Annotated in this window: 18 protein-coding genes; 9 read left to right on the forward strand and 9 right to left on the reverse strand. The window is 50.1% G+C overall.

Annotated elements, in window-relative coordinates:
• Positions 1–1,137: 1,137 nt before the first annotated feature.
• Complete coding sequence (locus I6E40_RS07945) at positions 1,138–2,790, reverse strand: beta-N-acetylhexosaminidase (RefSeq protein WP_235386507.1); 1,653 nt, start codon at positions 2,788–2,790, stop codon at positions 1,138–1,140.
• 297 nt (positions 2,791–3,087) lie between these two features.
• Here I6E40_RS07945 and I6E40_RS07950 point away from each other — a divergent pair, with 297 nt between their 5' ends.
• From I6E40_RS07950 to I6E40_RS07970, 5 genes are all read left to right on the forward strand, one after another.
• Positions 3,088–3,798 carry a queuosine precursor transporter gene (locus tag I6E40_RS07950; RefSeq protein WP_235386508.1) on the forward strand — a complete coding sequence of 237 codons (711 nt, stop codon included), beginning with the start codon at positions 3,088–3,090 and terminating at the stop codon, positions 3,796–3,798.
• Positions 3,799–3,880: 82 nt separating this feature from the next.
• Positions 3,881–4,336, forward strand: a complete 456-nt coding sequence (gene queF, locus I6E40_RS07955; RefSeq protein ID WP_235386509.1) for a preQ(1) synthase — start codon at positions 3,881–3,883, stop codon at positions 4,334–4,336.
• A gap of 105 nt (positions 4,337–4,441) precedes the next feature.
• On the forward strand, positions 4,442–4,738 hold the full coding sequence (locus I6E40_RS07960; protein ID WP_235386510.1) for an FtsB family cell division protein: 297 nt from the start codon (positions 4,442–4,444) through the stop codon (positions 4,736–4,738).
• A 12-nt stretch (positions 4,739–4,750) separates the two neighbouring features.
• A complete protein-coding gene (locus I6E40_RS07965) occupies positions 4,751–5,110 on the forward strand; it encodes a hypothetical protein (RefSeq protein WP_235386511.1) in 360 nt (119 codons plus the stop codon).
• A 165-nt stretch (positions 5,111–5,275) separates the two neighbouring features.
• Entirely contained in the window at positions 5,276–6,061 is a 786-nt protein-coding gene (locus I6E40_RS07970) for a DUF4369 domain-containing protein (RefSeq protein ID WP_235386512.1), read from the forward strand.
• A gap of 360 nt (positions 6,062–6,421) precedes the next feature.
• On the opposite strand, the gene I6E40_RS07975 is transcribed toward I6E40_RS07970, so the two are convergent.
• The 7 genes from I6E40_RS07975 to I6E40_RS08005 all read right to left on the reverse strand — a co-directional run bounded on the left by I6E40_RS07975 (position 6,422) and on the right by I6E40_RS08005 (position 15,247).
• Complete coding sequence (locus I6E40_RS07975) at positions 6,422–9,343, reverse strand: DUF1810 family protein (protein ID WP_235386513.1); 2,922 nt, start codon at positions 9,341–9,343, stop codon at positions 6,422–6,424.
• A 133-nt stretch (positions 9,344–9,476) separates the two neighbouring features.
• Entirely contained in the window at positions 9,477–10,361 is an 885-nt protein-coding gene (locus tag I6E40_RS07980; RefSeq protein WP_235386514.1) for a GIY-YIG nuclease family protein, read from the reverse strand.
• A gap of 27 nt (positions 10,362–10,388) precedes the next feature.
• Positions 10,389–11,006: a hypothetical protein gene (locus tag I6E40_RS07985; protein WP_235386515.1), complete on the reverse strand. Its 618-nt coding sequence runs from the start codon at positions 11,004–11,006 to the stop codon at positions 10,389–10,391.
• Positions 11,007–11,126: 120 nt separating this feature from the next.
• A complete protein-coding gene (locus I6E40_RS07990; RefSeq protein ID WP_235386516.1) occupies positions 11,127–11,840 on the reverse strand; it encodes an NUDIX hydrolase in 714 nt (237 codons plus the stop codon).
• Between the two features lie 230 nt (positions 11,841–12,070).
• On the reverse strand, positions 12,071–12,316 hold the full coding sequence (locus I6E40_RS07995; protein WP_235386517.1) for a hypothetical protein: 246 nt from the start codon (positions 12,314–12,316) through the stop codon (positions 12,071–12,073).
• Positions 12,317–12,725: 409 nt separating this feature from the next.
• Positions 12,726–14,084 (reverse strand): ammonium transporter, encoded by a 1,359-nt coding sequence (locus I6E40_RS08000; RefSeq protein ID WP_235386518.1) that lies wholly within the window; start codon positions 14,082–14,084, stop codon positions 12,726–12,728.
• Positions 14,085–14,383: 299 nt separating this feature from the next.
• Entirely contained in the window at positions 14,384–15,247 is an 864-nt protein-coding gene (locus tag I6E40_RS08005) for a patatin family protein (RefSeq protein WP_235386519.1), read from the reverse strand.
• 239 nt (positions 15,248–15,486) lie between these two features.
• On the opposite strand from I6E40_RS08005, the gene I6E40_RS08010 reads away from it, so the two are divergent.
• From I6E40_RS08010 to I6E40_RS08025, 4 genes are all read left to right on the forward strand, one after another.
• Positions 15,487–16,908: an aminopeptidase P family protein gene (locus I6E40_RS08010; protein WP_235386520.1), complete on the forward strand. Its 1,422-nt coding sequence runs from the start codon at positions 15,487–15,489 to the stop codon at positions 16,906–16,908.
• 40 nt (positions 16,909–16,948) lie between these two features.
• Complete coding sequence (locus I6E40_RS08015) at positions 16,949–18,139, forward strand: aminopeptidase C (protein WP_235386521.1); 1,191 nt, start codon at positions 16,949–16,951, stop codon at positions 18,137–18,139.
• 447 nt (positions 18,140–18,586) lie between these two features.
• Positions 18,587–20,320 (forward strand): lysine--tRNA ligase, encoded by a 1,734-nt coding sequence (lysS, locus tag I6E40_RS08020; RefSeq protein ID WP_235386522.1) that lies wholly within the window; start codon positions 18,587–18,589, stop codon positions 20,318–20,320.
• A 73-nt stretch (positions 20,321–20,393) separates the two neighbouring features.
• On the forward strand, positions 20,394–21,389 hold the full coding sequence (locus tag I6E40_RS08025; protein WP_235386523.1) for an NAD(P)H-dependent glycerol-3-phosphate dehydrogenase: 996 nt from the start codon (positions 20,394–20,396) through the stop codon (positions 21,387–21,389).
• Positions 21,390–21,755: 366 nt separating this feature from the next.
• On the opposite strand, the gene I6E40_RS08030 is transcribed toward I6E40_RS08025, so the two are convergent.
• Positions 21,756–22,085, reverse strand: a complete 330-nt coding sequence (locus tag I6E40_RS08030; protein WP_235386524.1) for a helix-turn-helix domain-containing protein — start codon at positions 22,083–22,085, stop codon at positions 21,756–21,758.
• Positions 22,086–22,499: the final 414 nt, after the last annotated feature.

Here is a 22,499-nt window from a genome sequence, read left to right on the forward strand (position 1 = left end):
CTCCCTAAAGGGAAGGGCTTTTCAATTTCTCCATTAATGCCCATAAATTGTCTCATTAATTGTCCCATTAATTGTCCCATTAATTTCTGAACATTTCGCGCGTTTCGTGTTCCAAAACAAATTGATGACTTCTTAATGGAATCAATTCATGAACATTAATGTTTCAAAAAGGCGGTCCTTTCGTCTTTCGTCCTTTCGTCCTTTCGTCTTTCGTCCTTTGTCTCTTTGTCTCTTTGTCTCTCTCGTTGCAATGTATAGTTTTGTGTATAGTTTGTGTATAGTTTGCGGCGCAAACTATACATTTCGTAACGCTCGGTAAATCAGCGGAATGCAAGGTTGAATGTAGGGGTTGTGTATAGTTTGCATAGTTTTTTCTTGCCCTTGTAATATGGTATATATTATAGGGGTGTCTATAAATTACGGGATAAGGAACGTTCAAAAGAAAGTGCTTATTTTGCTTTCTCTTCGTTCTTTATGATTGTTGCCATATCTGATTCGAATTATGATTCCTTATTAATTCTATGCATTTGTCCCAAGACATCTTCGTTCCAATATTCTTGTAGATTCTCTTTAATGCAGTTCGTTACATCAGAGAAGTCGATATATTCCTTCCAACGAATCTTTTTCAAGAACGCTTTCCACCAGGCATTACGTGTATCGTCTTGGGCAAACGTGTTCGTGAACAGGGCGAGGTTGTCTTTGTATGATGTATTTCTATTCTTGAAGGTGTTGACTATGGCTTCTTCAAGAAGCTACAATCATTTAATGAAAATCATGAATGCAATGCGTGAAAAGTTACGGAGAATATAAATAATCCCCGTAGTTTACTACATTTTACGAGATATCCGTATTTATCAGAGTCTCATTTTGATTATAGGGGTGTTCTATAAATTACGGGATAAGGAACGTTCAAAAGAAAGTGCTTACGTTTTGGTCGGTTTCTTAGCGCCCCCTTTTGTAAGTTTCGTCAGTCACATAGCCCGCTATGGTAATTGAGAAATTGCTCCTATGCGAGGAGATGGACAGAATGTTGTATAAGGCGACACTCAATCACCGAAACAAAGAAACACCGCCCGCAAATTGAGGAGTTTGCGGGCGGTGTTGCAAATTTCAGATTGGTTCGTTGGGGCAGGCTGTCTATTTCGCGTTCTCTTGGAAGACGTGCTTGCCATAGTCCACTCCCATGAACTCGTAGAAGTCCGGTTCGGCTTGGAGTCGCTTCAGGAAGTCAGGATATTTTCGGAGCGGCTGCGGCGTCCAGCCCGCTTCAGCCACGGCGGCGAGGCGCGGGAACATGAGATATTGCACGACGTTCGCCTCTTCCACCCATTCCGTCCAGAAGTTAGCTTGCACACCCATGTATTTTCCCGCCAGGTTGTCCGGCACGTTGTTCATCGGTGCGTAGTTATAGACCACCTCCACTGTTTCCGTTCCGTGTCCCTGCGAGCGCGGTTCGGTGGGGAGGGTGGATTGACGGCGGTTGATGTAGTAGGGGATTTGCGGTGAGAGAATTGTGTGCATGCCGCGTTTGGCAGCATCAAGTGCTGCGCCGTCGGCTCCCACCCAAGCCATGATGGTGATGTCCGTGCCCAAGGGAGCGGTGTTGCCGTGGAGGACTTCGTTCCAGAAGATGAGTTTGCGCTGTTGTGCGGCGGGTTTCGCGGCGATGTGGTCCATCAACTGACGATAGAAATGAATCTGCAAGTCACGGTAGTTCTTCGAACCGATTTCCCCGAGCATTTTTTTGCATTCGGCGTTCTGCTCCCATTTTGAGGTCGGGCATTCGTCGCCGCCGAGGTGCAGATAGCCGAAGGGGAAGATGTCGGTGAGTTCGTCAATCACGTCCTTCGCAAACTGCACAGCCTTCGGATTCGCCACGTTGATGACGTCGGGCGAAACGCCTTGCCAGAGCCACACCTCGTGGGGATTCTGCGGGTCGCAGGAGAGAAACTCGGGATAGGATGCCACCGCGGCTTGAGAGTGACCGGGAATATCTACCTCCGGCACGATTTCGATGAAGCGTTCGCGAGCATACTGCACGATTTCGCGTGCATCATCCTGTGTGTAGAAGCCGGCGTAGGTCTGTCCGTCGGGTTTCGTGTCGCCCCAGCCCAGCACCTTGCTTTGGCGAGTGGCGCCGACGGAGGTCAGTTTCGGATATTTCTTGATTTCCAAACGCCAGCCCTGGTCCTCCGTGAGGTGCCAGTGGAAGCGGTTGAGTTTGTAGGCAGCCATGACGTCAAGCAGTTTCTTGATTTCCTCCTTTCCGAAGAAGTGGCGTCCCTCGTCCAACATGAAACCGCGCCAGCCGAAGCGCGGAGCGTCGGCGATGGTGACGACGGGCACGGTCCATTCCTTTGTGTCGTCGGACACTCCGGCGAGGACGGCACGCGAGGGCAGCAGTTGTCCGAGCGTTTGGAGCGCGTAGAAGAAGCCGGCGGGGCGGGCGGCGGTGATGTCGATGGCGTCGGGCGTCACTTTCAGCGTGTAGGCTTCAGTTCCCAGCGTTTTGTCAAGTTTCAGACGCAGCGCGGCTTTTGCCTCTTTGGCGCGAGACACCTTGATGCCGGTGACTTTGGTGAGCGAGGCAGAGAAACGGTTGAAAACGGTGGCTATGCTGTCGCCGGGATAGGCATCCACAAAGACCTTGAGTTTTTCGCCGAAGCGGAATTGACCCTCTCCGCACTGCATGGAGGCAGGCAGTGGAATCAAGGAAGGTTGGGCGGCGGCACGCATCGGAAGGAGACTGACGCAGGTCAGTAGTGCCACAAAAAGGTTGAATCTACTCATGATGATATTTAAGATTTAGGATTATGTTTCTGGTTTTTAGGTGATGTCTCTCAGAAATTTCAGGAGAGATGAGAGACCGAGATTGTGGAGGTCACACGGCAAAGATATTACGTAATTGCCGAAAAAGCACTAACTTCGCGCCGAAAAATGCGTCTCCGACACTCTGCGAAACCGCTCTGTGCAGCCACGAAGTAGCTTTCAACATTCTCCAAACGGTCTTCAACAGCGTCGCAGACGACGTGGAACAGCGTCACAGACGCATTCCCGAGTGCTTGTCAAACCTCGTAAAAAACAAGAATGAAACAAACTGAACTCAACCGTCCCCAGATGACGGTGAGCATTCCGTTCATGATTTTGGGAATGCTCTTTTGCGTTTGCCTCATTGCGGCAAACCTCCTCGAAGCCAAACAAGTTGAAGTGGCAGGACTGTCATTGACCGCCGGTCTCATTGTCTTCCCCGTTTCCTATGTCATCAACGACTGCATCGTTGAAGTCTATGGCTATGTCAAGGCGCGCCTCGTCATTTGGCTCGGCTTCTTCATGAACTTCCTCTTCGTTCTGTTCGGCTTCGCTGCCGATTTGCTCCCCGCCGCACCCTACTGGACAGGGCAGGAAGGCTTCCATGCCGTCTTCGGTCTGGCACCCCGCATCGCCGGCGCTTCGTTTCTCGCCTTTCTGGTCGGTTCTTTCCTCAATGCCTACGTCATGAGCATCATGAAGTCCCGCTCTCGCCGCGCCGTCACTTCCGCCTCCGCTTTTTCGTGGCGCGCCATAGCCTCCACGCTGGTCGGAGAAGGTGCCGACTCCCTCATCTTCTTCCCCTTGGCGCTCGGCGGCGTCATTCCCTGGGACGTCATGCCGTGGGTCATGCTGAATCAGGTGGTGCTGAAGACGCTCTATGAAATTCTCGTCCTCCCGCTGACCATCCGTGTCGTCAGAATCCTGAAGCGTGTGGAACGGACAGACACCATTGACAGCGGCATCTCCTACAATCCCTTCCGGCTTTGAACGACGTATATATAATAAGGTATATAGCGAAGGCATATCTTTTAGCGAATTAGTTCCAACTCCCACTTATTCCATAGAAATCATGCGCGAAAATCTTCAACTCCAAGCTCTCGGCAAGAAGACCGAGTATAAGTCCGACTATGCCCCCGAGGTGCTCGAGACTTTCCAAAACAAACATCCCGAGAACGACTACTGGGTTCGTTTCAACTGCCCTGAGTTCACCAGCCTCTGTCCCATCACCGGACAGCCCGATTTTGCCGAAATTCGCATCTCCTATCTCCCCGACCAGCGCATGGTCGAAAGCAAAAGCCTGAAACTCTATCTATTCAGTTTCAGAAACCACGGCGACTTCCACGAAGACTGCGTCAATGTCATCATGAAAGACCTCATCCGCCTTATGGACCCAAAATACATTGAGGTCACCGGACTCTTCACGCCCCGCGGCGGCATCAGCATCCACCCGTTTGCCAACTACGGACGCCCCGGCACAAAATACGAAGAACTTGCCGACTATCGTCTCCGTCACCACGACCTCTGAGCCTCCTTTGCCGCCTCTTTTCTCACAAAAGAAGAAATTTCTGCCGTGACTCGCAGAAGAGTCCGTGCGAATGACTATTTTTGCAGAAAATCGTAAAAAACGACCATGGGACAGAAACTAAAAAAGTTCGGATTGACTCTTCTCCGTCAAAAATATCTCTGGAGCATCATCATCTTCATTCTCGTCGTGGGCTTCCTCGACCCCAACAGTTATTGGCATCGCTATGAACTCCACCTGCAAAACGTGGAGTTGAGGAAAGAAATCCAAATGTATGAGGAACAATATGAAAAAGCCACCCAAGAACTCAACGCGTTGGAAAATTCGCAAGAAGCCGTTGAGCGCGTGGCGAGAGTGAACCTCTACATGAAAAACGCCGACGAGGACGTCTATGTGGTGGAATAATTGTTGCAGCGTATGAAAAAGTTCCTCTTCCGTCTCGGAGGCATCCTTCTCCCCCTCGGAGCCGTGATGCCCCTCTTCGCTCCAGAAGTGGCGTCCTTCGTTTTCACGGCGGGCGCATTGCTCTTCTGTCCGTTGCAAATCAACGACGCCTACGAAGGCTCTAACCTCATCATCCGACGTTTGCGCCGCCAACAAGTGCTCGGAGCCATGCTCCTGCTCGTCACAGCGGGTCTTATGCTCACCCAGCACTTCGGCATACCTCCCTTCCGTTCCTCCGAATGGAAAGTGACGCTCCTCATTGCCACCGTGTTGGAAGTTTATACCATCTTCCGAATCGACAGTGAACAGAAAAAGGAAGACGCCGGTAGCTGAAAAACACGTTGCTCGTGCAAAACTGAGATGAAAAAAATCCACCTTTGTGTGAAAACACCTTATGTTTTTCGTCTGACTGCGAACTAAATCCCAAAAAAGATTTATTTCGCAGTCAGTTTTTGTGATACGCTGAGGAGGTTTCAATAAAGAGACAGTATATTTGTCATGGAAATAAAGGACATTTCCAAAGAACGTCCGACCATTTTTCTCATGAACAAACTGACCGCCATCCTCTCCGCCGTTTTGTTGTTGTGCACTTCTTGTGCAGAACAATACAACATTGCAGGCAACTCCACCATGTCTTGCCTGGACGGCAGAATGCTCTATCTGCGCGTCACCCCCGAGGGGGTTTCCCAAAAGCTTGAAGCCTCCTCTATTTGCATTGACTCCTGCGAGGTCGTTCACGGACGTTTTAACTTCGTCGGCGACGTGGACTCCACCATGATGGTCATGATGTTCACCCAAAACCAGTGCGTCATGCCCATCGTCATTGAAGACGGGAATCTCAACATTCAGGTGGACAACGCCGGACAGAGAGTCACCGGCGGACCGCTCAATGAAAAACTCTACAAGTTCTTCCGGAAACACAACCGCATCGAAAACGAAATGTGGCAGATTCAGCAGCAAACCATGCGCATGATGCGCGCCGGTCAGAGCCCTGAAAGTATTCACCGCAAATTCGGAAAGAAAGTGGAGAAACTCACCCGGGAATCCGAAGAACTCGAAACAAAGTTCGTCATGGACAACTACGACAACGTCCTCGGTCCCGGCTTCTTCATGCTCCTCTGCAACCAATATCCTACGCCCATCCTCACTCCGCAGATTGAACGCATTGCGGTCAGCGCCACTCCTCAGTTTCTCAGCAATCCGTACGTCAGAAATTGGCTGAGACAGGCAAAAGCAAGAAAACAACGTGTCACCACTACTTTTAATACCGAATTGTATCAGTGAAGCCAAGGGGCTTGGCTGATGCAAAAATTCTAAGAATAGAGAAACAGTGACGTTTTGAACGCCTCCTCCATATTGTTAAGTTGTCCGGTAAACGTCTTTTGAAGTTATGTCTAAACGCCGCTATGACGCCTTGGTGACCATACACAAGCACCAAGGCTTCAAACCGTTAAGTGTATTACCGGACAGCAATAAAAAGGAATAGGGACGAGAATGACAAATCGGCGCACAGAAACGGCACCACGCTGTTCAAGGGAGATTCTTTCTCACCGAGAAAAGCGTGGTGCCGATGTTTTGTTTCCCCGATGTGACTCGGAGGTGTTTCCCGATGTGACTCGGAGATGCGGATGGTGGTTTCTGCGTCTATCGCAGATGCTCCAAGGTCAGCGGATCCGGCTTTCCGTCATAGAACTTGTTCAAAGCGAGTTGGAAGATGTCGTCGGGGGAGACGGCATTGAAAAGGGTCAGGCAGGAACGCACTTTCATGGCATCAATGCTACCCAGTATTTCAGTGGGCACTCTCGTTTCGTTGTCAAGTAGTGCATGAGTGATGACTCTCAGTCTCGGGCCAAGAGTGGGGTGGGCAAGATAGGCTTTCGCTTCGTCCAGACCGCTGATGCCATAGTACTTTGCGTTGTAGCTGTGCCCCAAGACCGCTAACTGCGGGAAGATGTACCAAATCCAGTGTGAGCGTTTCCGTCCGGCTTTGATTTCTTCCAAAGCTTGCTTGTAGTGTTCTTCTTGTGCCGTTAGGAAGCGTAGAAGGTTGTATTCCTCATCCATGGGCGTCCGGATGCCTGCGGGTTGCATTTCGCAATAACGTTCATACCACTGAATCTTTTCAGGTGTGTCAATGGGGGCACATTCGCTGATGATGCAGCTGGTGAAGAGGTCGTCGGCAAGGGCGAGGATGAGGTTGGAAAGTTCCAGTGTTTCTTCCAACTCCTTTCCCCGCGGACAGAAAAGACGCCGGCGTTTGATGGCTTCGTAGCCATAAATTGCTCCCATGATGTTTCCGCAGATGGAGCCTGTGGAATCGCTGTCTCCGTCGTGATTGACGGCAGCGATGAGAGCCTGCTCAGCGTTGTCAATGTGACGCACTGCGCAGTAGAGCGCAATCGCCCACGCTTCTTCTCCGGTCCACCCTTCGCCGAGGGTGCGAATGTTTTCTGCATCGCTCTTTTCGTTTTGGGCAAGTTTCACGGCGGCGTGAGTGAGACGGGCAAGGATGTGTTTGTCCTCAGCGTATTGTCCCTTATAGATATGGTTCAGTGCTTCAATGGTTTCAAGGGCAATGTCCGCAATGCGCGCCTTTACCTCCACCTCGTCCATTCTAATCACACGGTAGATGAGGTGAGTCAGCATGGCTGCCGGCAGGAATGCCAAGGGATGCTTGTGGGTGACGGCTGCCACTTCTGCTCCCGCTCTGTCCATTTGCTCAATGTCATAAGGCGATGACCCACGACTCCAGTAGCCTGCCAAAAGCAGGGCCATGGGAGCCACGCGCATGATGCCGCCGCAACCTTTGCTGTGATTCTGCACCATTTCATTTTGATACATACTCTCGCAAGCCGACAGACACGTGTTCCCCGGAGCACGGCGGTGAGCGAGCTCGGGAAGGTCGCGGAGCCAGGTGTGGCGGAACGCCCTCTTTTTGCCCGTCTGCGTATAGTACCAATCAAGATAAGCTACATCCACATAACCTTCCGGCTGTCCTCCGATGCCTCGCATAGAGCCACGTGTCACACCCATCAACATGCCACATGCAGTGAAGAGCGTCATCTGCGTGTCATCGCTGACCAAAGCCTTTCCTTCGCGGTCGAGTTCAAACTGCGTGATGCCGTGGTTGCCGTATCTCGCAAGGATTTCGTGGCGTCTCATGAACTCCACGGTGTAGCCCAACGCATCGCCGGCGGCGCCCGCCATCAGTGAGCCGCGGATGCGGTCTTGGGTTCGCAACTTCATTTCTGCTTTCTTCTGTAGGCATGTTTTCGCAAACTGATGCACGAAGTCTGTCTGTTTTCTTGTCTCGGGGGCATTGCGATGTGATGATTTCGGCATTTCCGAGAATTTGATGCGCATGGCTGTAAGTGCCTCTTCCAAAGTAGGCTCTTTCATCTGTCGAGCAAGGTGACAAGCCACGATGGTGCCTGTGCGGCCCACGCCACCCCAGCAATGGATGTACGTGTATCCGTCTTTTTGTTTCAGATAATCTATCTCGTTCAGAATTCGTTGTGCTACCTCAACCGACTCGGGAACATCCAAGTCGCGGATAGGGAAGCGATGATAGGTGCAGTCGTCGGGCAAGAGTTGGCGATAGGGGCGCAGCTCACCCTCCTCGGTGAGGTCGATGAAATGGCGCACGCCAAAGTGGTGCATTCTTCTCAGTTTTTCTGCTGCCAACTCATCGCTCCTATCGCCGGGATATTCACCGGCAAACAGATTCCCATCCACATAGTAAGACTGATGAAGCGGACGACTGACAAAAGCCTCAAAGCGGTCGTTGATGTCAAGCAGGTCGGCGGGGAGCAGGGCGCGGCATTGTGCAATGAGGTTGTCGCTGAATTCACCGCCGGTCACGTGTAAACTTTGTGCGCCGGCAATGGAGGCTGTCATCGCTCCAATGGTGTCAGAATCACCACCCATGGAAATGGCAAGCCGCAACGCCTCCTCAGCAGGATGATCACTTCGTTCAAGATAAGCCTTGATGGCAACGGGCACACTGCCTTGACAGGTGATGTCAAAACTGTAGGTCTTGCGGAGTTCGTCAAGATCGAAATCAAGGTCGTATCCAATTTCATCTTTAATAAAACTCCAAATTCTTCTTCCACTTTCCCAACTGTTGTTCTTCTTCAGGAACACGCAACCTGCGATGGCTTGTGCTCCCTTGATGCCCTCCGGGTGGTCGTGGGAAACAGAAGCCGTGATGCGCGCCAACTCCAGTGCTTCTTCAAGAGAGTTGGCATACAATCCGACCGGACTCACACGCATGGCAGAACCGTTGCCGAAACTGCCGTAGGGGCGGGGATTTATGCTCAACAGCCACGTGGAAAACCTCCTGCCGTAGCCGGCGTAAATGTATTTCCTTCCCAATCGCTGCATGGTTTCTACCAAAGTCTCCGGACGGTGTAGAGGGTCGGTCATCAGCCATTCTGCCACGGCGAGCGTCATGACCGTGTCGTCTGTGAACCGGCTGCCTTTGGGAACTAATTCAAATTTCTCTGTCTTGATGTTGTGCCACTCACGGGTGCTGCCCACGATGTCGCCAATGATTGCTCCTAACATATTATTTCACTCTTTTTAGGGGTGTAATGACTTTAAAACGGAATGAAAACAACAGTCCTTAAAACTCCAACTTGAATCCTTTTTGTTTCAACTCCTCATATTTCGCCTTGTTGAAGCGGAAGAGGAAGGCTTCTTAGTTCTTGTTGAGTCCATGTGTTCTTGTACCCAACTTACGCTTATAAAGCGACTCGCGTTCAATGGCTTGATCTTCCAGAACTTTGATGGGAAGAGTCTCAAGAATACACCACTGAAAATTTTTCTCGGCATATTTAGAGTCTGCTTCTACACATTTCTTTAGTTCCACATCGTCTCCATGTCCGTTTTTGGCATAATTGCTCCATCTACCCCAGATTCCCTTGGTGTTGTAGGTGGAGCCTACGTATTGTTTCCCATTACTTTTGTCAAGAATCAAGTAAATGCAGTTGCAACTTTCCAACCTTGTCTTCCATTCGGAGTTATTGCTGTTTATGATTGCCTGCAGTTGAGTGTAGTTCAACACGACGTCCTCATATCTCACAAATACGGGCAGATTATTTTCCATCAAGCCTCGGTCAATCCGAATGACAGGCATTTCGTGGTAGTGTTGCAACCACTGTATCGGATTTTTCCAGTCGATAACCACTCTTTCTTTGAGTAATTCAAAACCAGGTATTTCCTGAATGTCGAATTTTGCAAAGATGTCTCCTTCGCATGAAGAATGCTTTTGAAAAGGGCCATAGTTTTTGTAAACGCCAACAAATCTTGACGAGGTACTTTCCTCACCGATGAACGAAACAAGATAGTCCACATTTTTTAATTTAGATACACGTTGTTCGCTTTGATAGGTCAAGAAAGCTTCATTCTCATATAGATAAATGTCATAGAGCGAACTGTCGTATACTTTCCCACCAATAACTTTTTCTTTGCGGGAATCCTTGTGACGAATCAAGCGAATTCTTTTGACATCCGCTTTATCAAACTCTTCATTCCTGCCTTTTAGCAACTCTTGAATGGTGGTGATATAATCTTTTCTTTCCATGTGTTACAAATAGGTTAAGGGGTGTTCTTATCTCCAGTTATAGGTTGCACCGATGATTACCAAACCATGATACTTCCACAGTTCTTGATCGAAATTAGGTGTGTATTTCGCCATGAGCACTTTCTCATCATGTTCTTCATTGGTATCGTGCCAGTCGTTAAAATTTCGAATTTTCTTGTTCATATCTTCAGTCTCATCATGTGGACTCAATTGAAAGAAAGAGGTTCCAATGCGCGTGAGACGCAAGTCTTCTCTGCCGACACAATCCTCAAGAGATAGAGAATGATTGTCAAGAACAAAACAATACTTCATATCCTCGTGCTCATCGTAAGGAAAGTAGCTCAGTGCCAACTGGGACTTGTTTCCTTCCTCTTTTATCTCAATCACGTCTCCAACAAAGATGGATTCACCGTTGCTGTCTACATAATTGGTGTCTGCTCCTGCATATAGAAAACGGCAAGCATATCCCTGTCTCGTGCATTTGCCATCAAAAAGCCCATCAACGACATCATAGCTGTGGTCTTCTGCATATTTTTCTTCTTGTTTCCATACGTACAAGTCATCGGAAAAGAAAAAGAAATCACCAAACTCAGCGTACCCAAAAATCCCACGCTCTTCAACATATCTGATGCGAATCTTAGGCATACAACTTGGTTTTTCACCAAAACAAAGTGCTTGATGGTATCGTTCGCATAGCGTTTTCAGACGTGAACTGGTGACTACCGTTGAAGGAGTCATTATAAATCCGTTGTCCATAATACACTGTTAAAATTCCAACTTGAATCCTTTTTGTTTCAACTCCTCATATTTCGCCTTGTTGAAGCGGAAGAGGAAGGCTTCTTTTTTGTTGGAGGGATTCACCGTCTCGTTTGTTTGCTCCAGCATTTCCAGTCGCTTCATTTTGTTGTAGAAGTTACGACGGTCGAAGCGCACGTCCAAGATGGCTTCGTAGAGGTTCTGCAGTTCTTTGATGGTGAACTCTTCGGGAAGCAGTTCAAAGCCCACGGGCTCAAAGTGAATTTGCTGGCGCAGAGCCTTTGTCGCTTTTCGGAGAATTTGGTCGTGGTCAAATGCCAACTGAGGAATATCGTCCGATGCAAACCATCTTGCTTCGGCAGCGTCGTCGCCGCCCTTCACTTCTTGCATGCGCACCAAGGCGTAGTAGGCAATGGTGATGACACGCTCGCGAGGGTCACGATTGGGAGCGGTGAAGGTGTGGAACTGTCGGATGTAGGCACCTTGCAGCCCAGTTTCTTCTTGCAGTTCGCGCAGCGCACCCTCCTCGGCACTTTCATCCATCTTCATGAATCCGCCCGGAAACGCCCAACGCCCTTGGAAAGGTTCGAGGGCGCGTTTCACCAAAAGAACTTTCAGTTTCGTTCCGTCAAATCCAAAGATGACGCAGTCCGTTGTCACACTCGGATGTGGATACTTGTAGCAATAGGTCATTTCTTTAGTACTGTCTTTTGTATGGTCCATATTTCTTGTTGTGTAAGTTTTACGCTGCAAAAATGCGACGTTATTTTTACACCACAAAATAATTTGCGTAAAATTTACGCAGAAGGGCAGATTATTGCGGGAATGTAATGAGTAAGATTGTCAAAATACTCTTTGAAAATCCCCTTTGATTAGGAGTATAAATAGAAAAAAAGAATCGTGATGCAAGTCATTGTCGTCACGATTCTTTTTTTTCTGCATTTCCGAGTTGTTCACACTCCCAAGGCGGAGATGGACACCACGGTCACGCCGTCTGTTCTTGTGTAGGCGTAGGTTCCAACGCCGGTCAGCACCATCATGAAAGAGGGGGCGTTCAGAAACATACTGCTGACAGCTGCTTGTTGCGCAGTCGTCATTTTCCCGCACCATTTGGGACCTTGAATCAAGACTGCACCGGCTGCTTCCAACTGTTCTGATAGCAGTTTGTCAGCAATCCTTTTCTTGTATGTTTTATCCATGTTTTTGTTATGTTTCTGACGATGCAAAATTGGTGATAAATTTCTAATATCCAAATGTTTAGCTAAATTCATTCCTTCAGTTGGCTATTTTTCATTCCTTCATTTGGCTGTTTTTCATTCCGGCATTTGGCTGTTTTTCATTCCGGCATTTGGCTGTTTTCTTCAATGCATGGGACTCCTATCTCCTCCTTCCCAAGAGAGAGGGGTTACAGTTTTGTGGGTAAGGCGTTGAAACGAACGGTTTTGAGAGAAAATAAAAGAAACCCGTCGTTTTGTGTTCTTTTCAAAACGACGGGTCCCGCAGTAAAAAAGGATTTAGTTGTATATCAGAGGTTTAAGCGCTGATAAGTGTAAACCCTCTTTCCGAGACATTCAAGCCCCGTGTGCAAATTTTTCAAGTGTTTTGTGATTAGTATTTCATCTCGCCTCTGTCGTCTGGGTCGTCCAAGTTGGCGAAATTGTAGCTTTCGCCGTGTTGGCTGACGTCCAAGCCGATCTGTTCGCTCTGGCGGCTGACACACATTGGAATCATTTTGTTGACGAGCCAGTAGAGCGCCATGCTCATGATGAACGTGTAGGCAAAGACAATGCTGACAGCGGCGACGTGGAGAAGAAAGACCGTGAAGCCCTCAGCGGTGCCGCTGATGAGTCCCTCTTGAATGAAGATGCCGGTGAGGAGGGTGCCGACGATGCCGCCTGTGCCGTGGGTGGGGAAGACGTCAAGTGCGTCGTCCAGACGGTGTGAACGTTCCGTGCGGTGGCATGCCCAGTTGCAAACCAGTGTTGTGGCGAAGGCAATGAAAAGACTTTGCCCCACGCTGACGTAGCCTGCAGACGGGGTGATGGCGACCAGTCCGACGACGGCGCCGACAGAAGCTCCCATGGCTGAGGCTTTTCGTCCTTGGATGGCGTCAAGGAAAATCCAAGAAAGCATGGCGGTGGCGCAGGCGGTGTTGGTGTTCAGGAAAGCTTTCACAGCCACGGCGTCGGCGTGGAGCGAAGAACCGGCGTTGAAGCCGAACCATCCGAGCCAGAGCATGGCAGCGCCGAGGACAACGTAGGGGATGTTGGCGGGTGCGTCGCTGCGTGCTCCCTGTACTCTGCGTCCGAGGAAGACCGCACCGGCGAGGGCTGCCACGCCGGAGGAGGCGTGAACCACGATGCCACCGGCGAAGTCAACCACGCCCCAGCTGCGGAAGAGTCCCTCGGGGTGCCAGGTGCAGTGGGCGAGCGGACAGTAGATGACGAGGCAGAAGAGCACCATGAAGACCATGTAGGCTGAGAATTTCACGCGTTCGGCAAACGAGCCGGTGATGAGCGAGGGAGTGATGATGGCAAACTTCATTTGGAACAGGGCGAAGAGTGCTAGCGGGATGGTCGGTGCGAGGAGTTCGTCGGTCTGTCCTCCCACACCACGGAACATGAAGAAAGTGAGCGGATTGCCAATGACGCCTCCGATGTCCTCGCCGAAGGAGAGGCTGAAGCCGACCACGACCCAGAGCACGCTGACGATGCCCATGGCAATGAAACCTTGGAGGATGGTGCTGATGACGTTCTTCTTTCCGACCATGCCGCCGTAGAAGAAGGAAAGACCCGGTGTCATCATGAGCACAAAGATGGTGGCGGTAATCATCCACGCCACGTCAGCGGTATCTACCGCCGCATTGCTTTCCCAGAGTCCGGGGCTGTCGGGGAGAAACGCACCAGCCACGCAAATTGCCGCGACAGACAGAAAGAACAAGAGCCATTTTCTTTTGAATTTTTCCATAGTTTAGTTTGTTTTCGTTTGGTTGGCGCTGAACGAGCGTCGACGCGTTAGACATGAAAGTTTAGTTTAGTTTGGCGAAGGCAGCCCGCGATTGGATGTAAGTCCGGGACTGCTTTGCTTGTTTCCGAGGACTCAAGACATCCTCAGCACCATCGTTCTGCAGGCAAACGGATGCTGATGCCAAAGTCGTTCTACCTTTCGCACTGCGAAGGCAGGTAACAAAAATGAAAAAGATAAACAAACTATTTTCTTGATAAAAGAAGGAAAATGCGCAGTTTGCCTATCAAAAAAGAAATGGATTAGGGATTGTTCTGTATGAATTTGTCAATCACGAGCGCTGCTTGCTGATAGCCTTCTTCGTAGAGCGCAGTGAGTTTTTGCACGTCGTCCTCGAGTCTGCTCACCTCCATGGGTTTCATGGGTCGGATGACGAGGATGCGTCCCTCTTCCTCCATTCGCTCCACGAGTTCGAGTTGTCGGCGATAGTATTCGTGGCGGTGGCTCAGGAGGAGGCGCAGGCGCGGATAGTTTCGATAGATGAAACGTGGCATTTTTCGGTCTTTGTCGGTGGGTCGGTATCCTTTGTTTCGGGTGAGAACCACGACATTGAAGGGGTGTCCTGTGGCGATGGCGCGCTCCACGGGGATGGAGTCGATGATTCCTCCGTCAAGCATGAGATTTCCGTCGATGTTCACCATGGGGCAGACGAAGGGTAGTGAGCTGGAAGCTTTGGCGATTTGCAGGAGTCGCTGCGGGTCTTGGTGTTCTGTCAGATAGTGTGCCTTTCCCGTGACGCAGTCCGTGGTGACCATTTCAAATTCCATCGGATTGCGGAAGCAGGCGTCATAGTCAAAGGGCAGGAGTGTGTTGGGAATGGCGTCATAGATGAGTTGCTGGTCGAGGATGCTGTGTTGCGTCCAAAGATATTTCATTCCGATGTAGCGGTGTTCCGCCAGCATGTCGATGTTGGTGATTTTGGCGCGTCCGCGCTGTCGGCTTTTGAAAGACAAGCCGTTGCAGGCGCCGGCGGAAACGCTGACGCAGTAGGGGAATGTGATGCCTCGATCCATGAAACAGTCCAAAACGCCTGAGGTGAAGACCCCACGCATGCCTCCTCCCTCCAGCACGAGCCCCGTGTGGTCGGGAAAAACAGATTTAGTCATCTCCGAATCGGATTTAGTCATCTCCGTAATATTCCTATATAATATATAATGTGTGAGTCGTCTCCGTGCAGTCCCGTTTTAGCAGATAAAAACAGGATAAACCGCTAAAATATGTGCAAATGTAAGAATTTGTTCAAGAATTTAGTACTTTTGCCTTCGAGAACCTCTTCGTTACTACTGTTTTGCCGCCGTTCTTGGCGGTGAGACGTCACTTTGTAGCGAGTAAATCAATATACGCCATGCTATTTTCCAAAGAAACATACGTCGAGAGAAGACAGCGACTCTGCGAGTCAGTCAGCAACGGATTGATAGTTCTTTTCGGCAACAACGAGAGTCCGATGAACTATCCTGCCAATGCTTATAAGTATCGTCAAGACAGCACCTTCCTCTATTTCTTCGGCGAGCACCGCTCCGGTCTCGCAGCACTGTTGGACGCCGAGAGCGGGGAAGTTTGGTTGGCAGGCGATGAGATTGACATTGACGACATTGTGTGGTATGGTTCCGTCCATTCCGTCAAAGCCATGGCGGAAGAAACCGGCGCCAAGGGTTGCATTGACATGGCAACCTTTGAAGAGCGTGTGAAACAAGCCGCTCAAGCCGGAAGACGCGTTCACTTCCTGCCGCCCTATCGTCACGACACCATGCTTGCCATCACCGACCTGCTCGGCATTCACCACTCCAAGCAGCGCGAAGCCGCTTCCCTTGAACTCATCCACGCCGTGGTCAAACTCAGAAGCCTCAAGAGCGAGGAAGAAATCGTCGAGTTGGAAAAAGCTTCCGCCATCGGCTACAAAATGCACACGGCAGCGATGCGACTTTGCCGTCCCGGCGTGACAGAACAATACATTGGCGGTGTGTTGGAAGGCATTGCTCTTGCCTACGGCAGTCATGTCTCCTTCCAAAGCATTGTTTCCATGCACGGAGAAATCCTCCACGGCTATCCCTCTGCCACTCCTCTCGAAAAGGGGCGTCTTTTGCTCTGCGATGCCGGTGCCGAGACCAACGAGAACTATTGTTCCGACCACACCCGCACCTCGCCCATCGGAGGAAAGTTCAGCACGCGCCAGCGTGAAATCCACGACATCGTGGCGGACTGCCATGACCTTGCACTCAGCCACGCCCGTCCGGGAGTCAGATGGTGGGATGTGCACTACGCCGTCTGCCGCCTCATGACCGATCGTTTGAAAGAACTCGGGCTCATGAAGGGCGACACCGAAGAGTCCGTTCGCGCCGGTGCTCATGCGCTCTTCCTGCCTCACGGTTTGGGACACATGATGGGAATGGATGTTCACGACATGGAAGGTCTCGGTCAAATCCACGTCGGCTACGACGAAGAGACTCGTCCCTCCTCCCAGTTCGGCATCAACGCTTTGCGCTTTGCCCGCAAGTTAGAAGTGGGTCATGTCGTCACCGACGAGCCCGGCATCTATTTCATTCCCGACCTCATCGACCTGTGGCAGCGTGAGGGCATTAACTCCGAATTCCTCTGTTTTGACAAGATTAACGAATATCGTGACTTCGGCGGCGTGCGCATTGAAGACGATGTCCTCATCACCCCCGACGGTTGCCGTTTCCTCGGCGAAGAAACCATCCCCTATCGCGCGTTGGAAGTGGAGAACTACATGGCAGAGCACGCTGACGCCAGTCCGTTCATTCTTTGACACAATCATTTTAACCTATAAACAATTTATCAAAAACGAAATGAAAAAGAATCTTCTTCTGATTGCAGTCGCACTCTTCTCACTGCCCGGAAGTCTCGGTGCACAGGAAAAGAACGACACCGTGAAGTTCACTGTCGTGCGTGAAAACCCCATCACCTCCATCAAAGACCAGAACCAAAGCGGAACTTGCTGGGCATATTCCTCCCTCGGTTTCCTTGAAGCAGAATTGCTCCGCATGGGCAAGGGCGAACATGACCTCTGTGAATCCTTCCTTGTCTATAAGACCTACATGGATCGCGCAGACAAGGCAGTTCGCACCCACGGCGACGCCAGCTTCTCACAGGGTGGTTCTTTCTATGATGCCATCTATTGCCTCAAACACTACGGCATCGTTCCGCAGGACGCCATGCCCGCTCCCGGAACCCTCTACGGTGACTCTCTCTTCAACTTCAACCAACTCGATGCCGTTGCTTCTGCCTACGTCTCCGCCATTGCGAAGGGTAAACTCAACAAAATTTCCCTGACTTGGAAAAAAGACCTCGACGGAATCTATCGTAACTACTTCGGCGAACTCCCCACTGAGGTTAAAGTTGGCAAGAAGACCTACACGCCGCAGACCTACGTCACCGACTATCTCGGCTTGAATCCCGATGACTATGTCAGCCTCACTTCCTACACCCACCATCCCTTCTACTCCAAGTTCATTCTTGAAATCCAAGACAACTGGCGCTGGGCTGAAAGCTACAACCTCCCGCTGAACGAGTTCATGGAAGTCATGGAAACCGCAGTGAAGAACGGCTACACCTTTGCTTGGGGAGCCGACGTGTCTGAGACCTACTTTGGCCGTCGCAACGGAAAAGGCTATGCCTATGTTCCTCGTGACCTCAAAGTGAAAGACCTCACCGGCTCCGACGCTGCTCGCTGGAGCGGTACGTCCGACGCCGGCGCACCCATTGAAAGCGAAGACGAACTGACCATCACCCAGGAACTCCGCCAGATTGGCTACGACAACTGGGAAACCACCGACGACCACGGCATGGTGATCTATGGCATTGCCAAAGACCCCAAAGGACACGAGTACTTCATGGTGAAGAACTCCTGGGGTGACTACGGAAAATATCATGGCATGTTCTACGCCTCCAAAGCATACGTTGCCTACAAGACCATGAACATCCTCATCCACAAGAGCGCCATTCCTGCTGCCATCGCCAAAAAACTCGGCATCAAGTAAAAACTGAGAAATACATCTCATACTCCTTCAAACGGGGCTGCAACCACATCGGAAACGAACGGTTGCAGTCTCGTTTGCGTATGAGGGAAGCACGCCTCGTTCCCTCCGCTCGTCACTCCGTCGCGCCTCTTCGTCACTTTCCGTCGCACCGCTTCGTCACTTACTGCCGCGCCTCTTCGTCACTTACCGTCGCGCCGCGGTAAGTGTCGCGCCCTAAGGAAACACCCCTTAAATGAAAGAGCCGTGTGAGAGAAGAAACTTTCTCTGCGGAAAACATGTGGGAGGAGTGAAAAATTCGTACTTTTGTGCCGAAGTTGTGCGCTTTCTCATGAATCTTCTCCAAAATTCTTTCATTTGTGGAGATTTTGGCGCCGACACACATTATATATATTATATCTAATACGTCACTCCTTATTTTATAACATACGACTCAAAACAAACATGGCGATGAACATCTTAGAGCTCAACGAACAAGAAATACAGCGCAGACAATCTTTGGACGAACTCCGCGCACTCCACATTGAACCCTATCCCGCAGCAGAATATCCCGTCAATGCCTACAGCGACGAAATCAAAGCCAACTTCAGCGAAGATGCTGAAACGCCTCGTGAAGTCTGCATCGCAGGTCGTCTGATGGGAAGACGAATCATGGGTAAGGCAAGTTTCGCTGAGCTGATGGACTCCAAGGGACGCATTCAGGTTTATGTCACCCGCGACGACATCTGTCCCGAAGAAGACAAGACTCTCTATAATTCCGTGTTCAAGAAACTCCTTGACCTCGGCGATTTCATCGGCGTGAAAGGTTTCGTGTTCCGCACTCAGACCGGAGAAATTTCCGTCCACGCTCGCGAAATCACCCTCCTTTCCAAGAGTCTTAAGCCCCTTCCCGTCGTGAAGGAGAAAGACGGCGTGGTCTATGACGCCTTCAACGACCCCGAACTTCGCTACCGACAACGCTATGTCGATTTGCTCGTCAATCCCGAGGTGAAAGAAATCTTCCGCAAACGCAGCAAGGTCGTCAGCACCATGCGTCAGGTCCTGGACGAAGCCGGCTACACCGAAGTGGAAACTCCCATCCTTCAACCCATCCCCGGCGGTGCCAGCGCACGCCCCTTCATCACCCACCACAACTCCCTTGACACCGACCTCTATCTCCGCATCGCCACCGAGCTCTATCTGAAACGACTCATCGTCGGCGGCTTCGAGGGGGTCTATGAAATCGGAAAGAACTTCCGTAACGAGGGAATGGACCGCAACCACAATCCCGAGTTTACCTGCATGGAACTCTATGTGCAGTACAAGGACTACAACTGGATGATGAACTTCACCGAGCAACTCCTTGAACGCATCTGCGTGGCAGTGAACGGAACGCCCGAGACTGTGATTGACGGAAAAACCATCAGTTTCAAGGCGCCCTATCGCCGTCTCCCCATCCTCGAAGCCATCAAAGAGAAAACCGGTCACGACCTGAACGGAAAGAGCGAAGAGGAAATCAGAGAAGTGTGCAAGCAACTCGGTCTTGAAATTGACGACACCATGGGAAAGGGTAAACTCATTGACGAAATTTTCGGCGAGTTCTGCGAAGGCACCTTCATCCAGCCGACCTTCATCACCGACTATCCCGTGGAGATGTCTCCCCTCACCAAGAAACACCGCACCAATCCCGCCCTCACCGAACGCTTTGAACTCATGGTGAACGGAAAGGAATTGGCAAATGCCTACTCTGAGCTCAACGACCCCATCGACCAGGAAGAGCGTTTCCAAGAGCAACTCCGTCTCTCCGAGAAGGGCGATGATGAAGCGATGTTCATCGACCAAGACTTCCTGCGCGCTCTGCAATATGGCATGCCTCCCACCTCCGGCATCGGCATTGGCATTGATCGCCTCGTGATGCTCATGACCGGACAGACCCAGATTCAGGAAGTGCTCTTCTTCCCGCAGATGAAACCCGAGAAGAAAGCGCCCCGCGATGCCGTTTCAAAATATGTGGAAGCCGGCATCCCCGAAGACCTCGTGCCCGTGCTTCAGAAAGTCGGCTACTATCTTGTCTCCGACCTGCAAGACGTCAAGGCGCAGAAGTTGCAGCAGCAAATCGTGGAGGTCATCAAGAAGTATAAGCTCGAACTGGAAAAACCCTCCCTCCAGGAAATCGAAAACTGGAATCTCGGAACAAATTGCTAATCTTTGCATAAGAGGTGGCGAAAGAACTTTTCTTGCCATCGTATAGTGCCCGGAGAAGGGCAAAGACCTGCTTATGTATGATTTAGGAAACATAGTAGTGATGGGCAGCGGAAGCTGGGCAACCGCCATTGCGAAAATGCTGCTTGAAGGCGTGGACCACATTTGGTGGTACATGCGACGCGCTGACACCATAGAGGATTTCCGCCGCTTGGAACATAATCCCTCCTATCTCACCAGCGTACACTTCGACACTTCCCGCATCACCTTCACCACTGACATCAATGAGGCGGCGCGGCAGTGTCGAACCATGGTCTTCGTCACTCCCTCGCCCTACTTGAAGAACCACCTGAAGAAACTCAAGGTCAAACTTCACCAGAACTTCATCGTCACCGCCATCAAAGGCATTGTGCCCGATGAGAATCTCGTTTGCTCAGAGTTCTTCCGTCAGGTCTATAACGTGCCCGATGAAAACCTCGCCGTGCTCGGCGGACCAAGCCACGCAGAGGAAGTGGCGCTCAGTCGCCTCACCTATCTCACCGTCGGCTGCACCGACAACGAGAAAGCCACCGCCTTTGCCGAGACCCTCGCCTCAGGTTACGTCAAAACAAAAACCTCTTCCGACGTCATCGGCATTGAGTATGCCTCCGTCTTGAAGAACGTCTATGCCATCGCTGCCGGCATCTGCAACGGATTGAAATATGGTGACAACTTCCAGAGCGTGCTCATGTCCAACGCCGTGCTGGAAATGAACCGTTTCCTTCGTGCCGTCTATCCCATTGACCGTGTCATCCACGACAGCGTCTATCTCGGCGACCTTCTCGTGACGGGCTACTCCAACTTCTCTCGCAACCGCGTCTTCGGCACCATGATTGGCAAGGGCTACAGTGTCAAGTCGGCGCAAATTGAGATGGAAATGATTGCCGAGGGATACTACGGCACAAAGTGCATGAAGGACATCAACCGCCACTATCACGTGAACATGCCCATCCTTGATGCAGTCTATAACATCCTTTACGAACGCATCTCTCCCAACATCGAAATCAAACTCCTCACCGACTCCTTCCGCTGACGAGGGGGACACTGGAGACATCTTGTGTCAACCGAAAAAAACGGAAATACCCCTGCGTCGGATTCAAAATGCCTCTTGTGAGCCGTTGAAGTTGTAATCGTCTGAAAGGAAACCGATAGTTAGAAGGACTAAACAAACCCTACACAGCTGCGAAGTTGAAATCGCCACTGTGTAGGGTTTAATGTAACTTTGTTTTAAGAAACTAAGTAATATGAAAATAATAAGTTGCGTCATATTTGAATTAGATTTTCGAGGTCAGATTTTCACCCGAGGAAGGAGCATAGCGGGCTATGTGACTGACGAAACTTACAAAAGGGCGCGCTAAGAAACCGACCAAAAACGTAAGCACTTTCTTTTGAACGTTCCTTATCCCGTAATTTTTTTCTTGGATGCACGTTCTCTTGTTTTCAAACTCAAATCTTGCAAAGCTTTTCCCATTCTATCTTCTTTGGCAAGCAATAAAATATCATCGTCAAGTTGCAGTGCATACAAAACACGTATATAGATCCCTATTGCAACAGTAGGAATCCCTTTTTCTATTTTGGACACAGTAAGCGGTGAACAGGTGGCGCGTTCAGCCACCTGAGCCACACTCAGATTCCGACGCAAGCGAGCTAACTTAATCTGCTCACCTACAATCTGCATCTTTTGCTCCAATTTTCGGGGAAGCTTGGTTCCCATTGTATTCTTTGTCATTACTACATCAATTTAAGGTGCAAAGCAACTATGTGGATGACTTTGCAATAATCAACCTATCATATAATATGCAAAAGTGATACTTTTTATTTATTTAATGATGCATTACACATAGGAAAATGCAAATCTTGGCATAGATTAACCATGTACCTAATCTATTTTGAGCAAATAACTTTCAAAAAACAAATGCTATAATGTTATTTGTAAGCACCATGTAGGGTTTTCCCGCGCTTCGCTTGCATTACTATATACGTTATAAAAAGGGAAAACAAAAAACTATACAAACTATACACAAACCCTACATTTAACCCTGCATTCTGCTGATTTAGCGCATGTTACGAAATGTATAGTTTGAGGCGCAAACTATACACAAACTATACATTGAACCATACATTGAGGCGTTTCAAACCCTAC

It is taken from the genome of Prevotellamassilia timonensis, assembly GCF_021531665.1.
In the GTDB taxonomy this organism is placed as follows: domain Bacteria; phylum Bacteroidota; class Bacteroidia; order Bacteroidales; family Bacteroidaceae; genus Alloprevotella.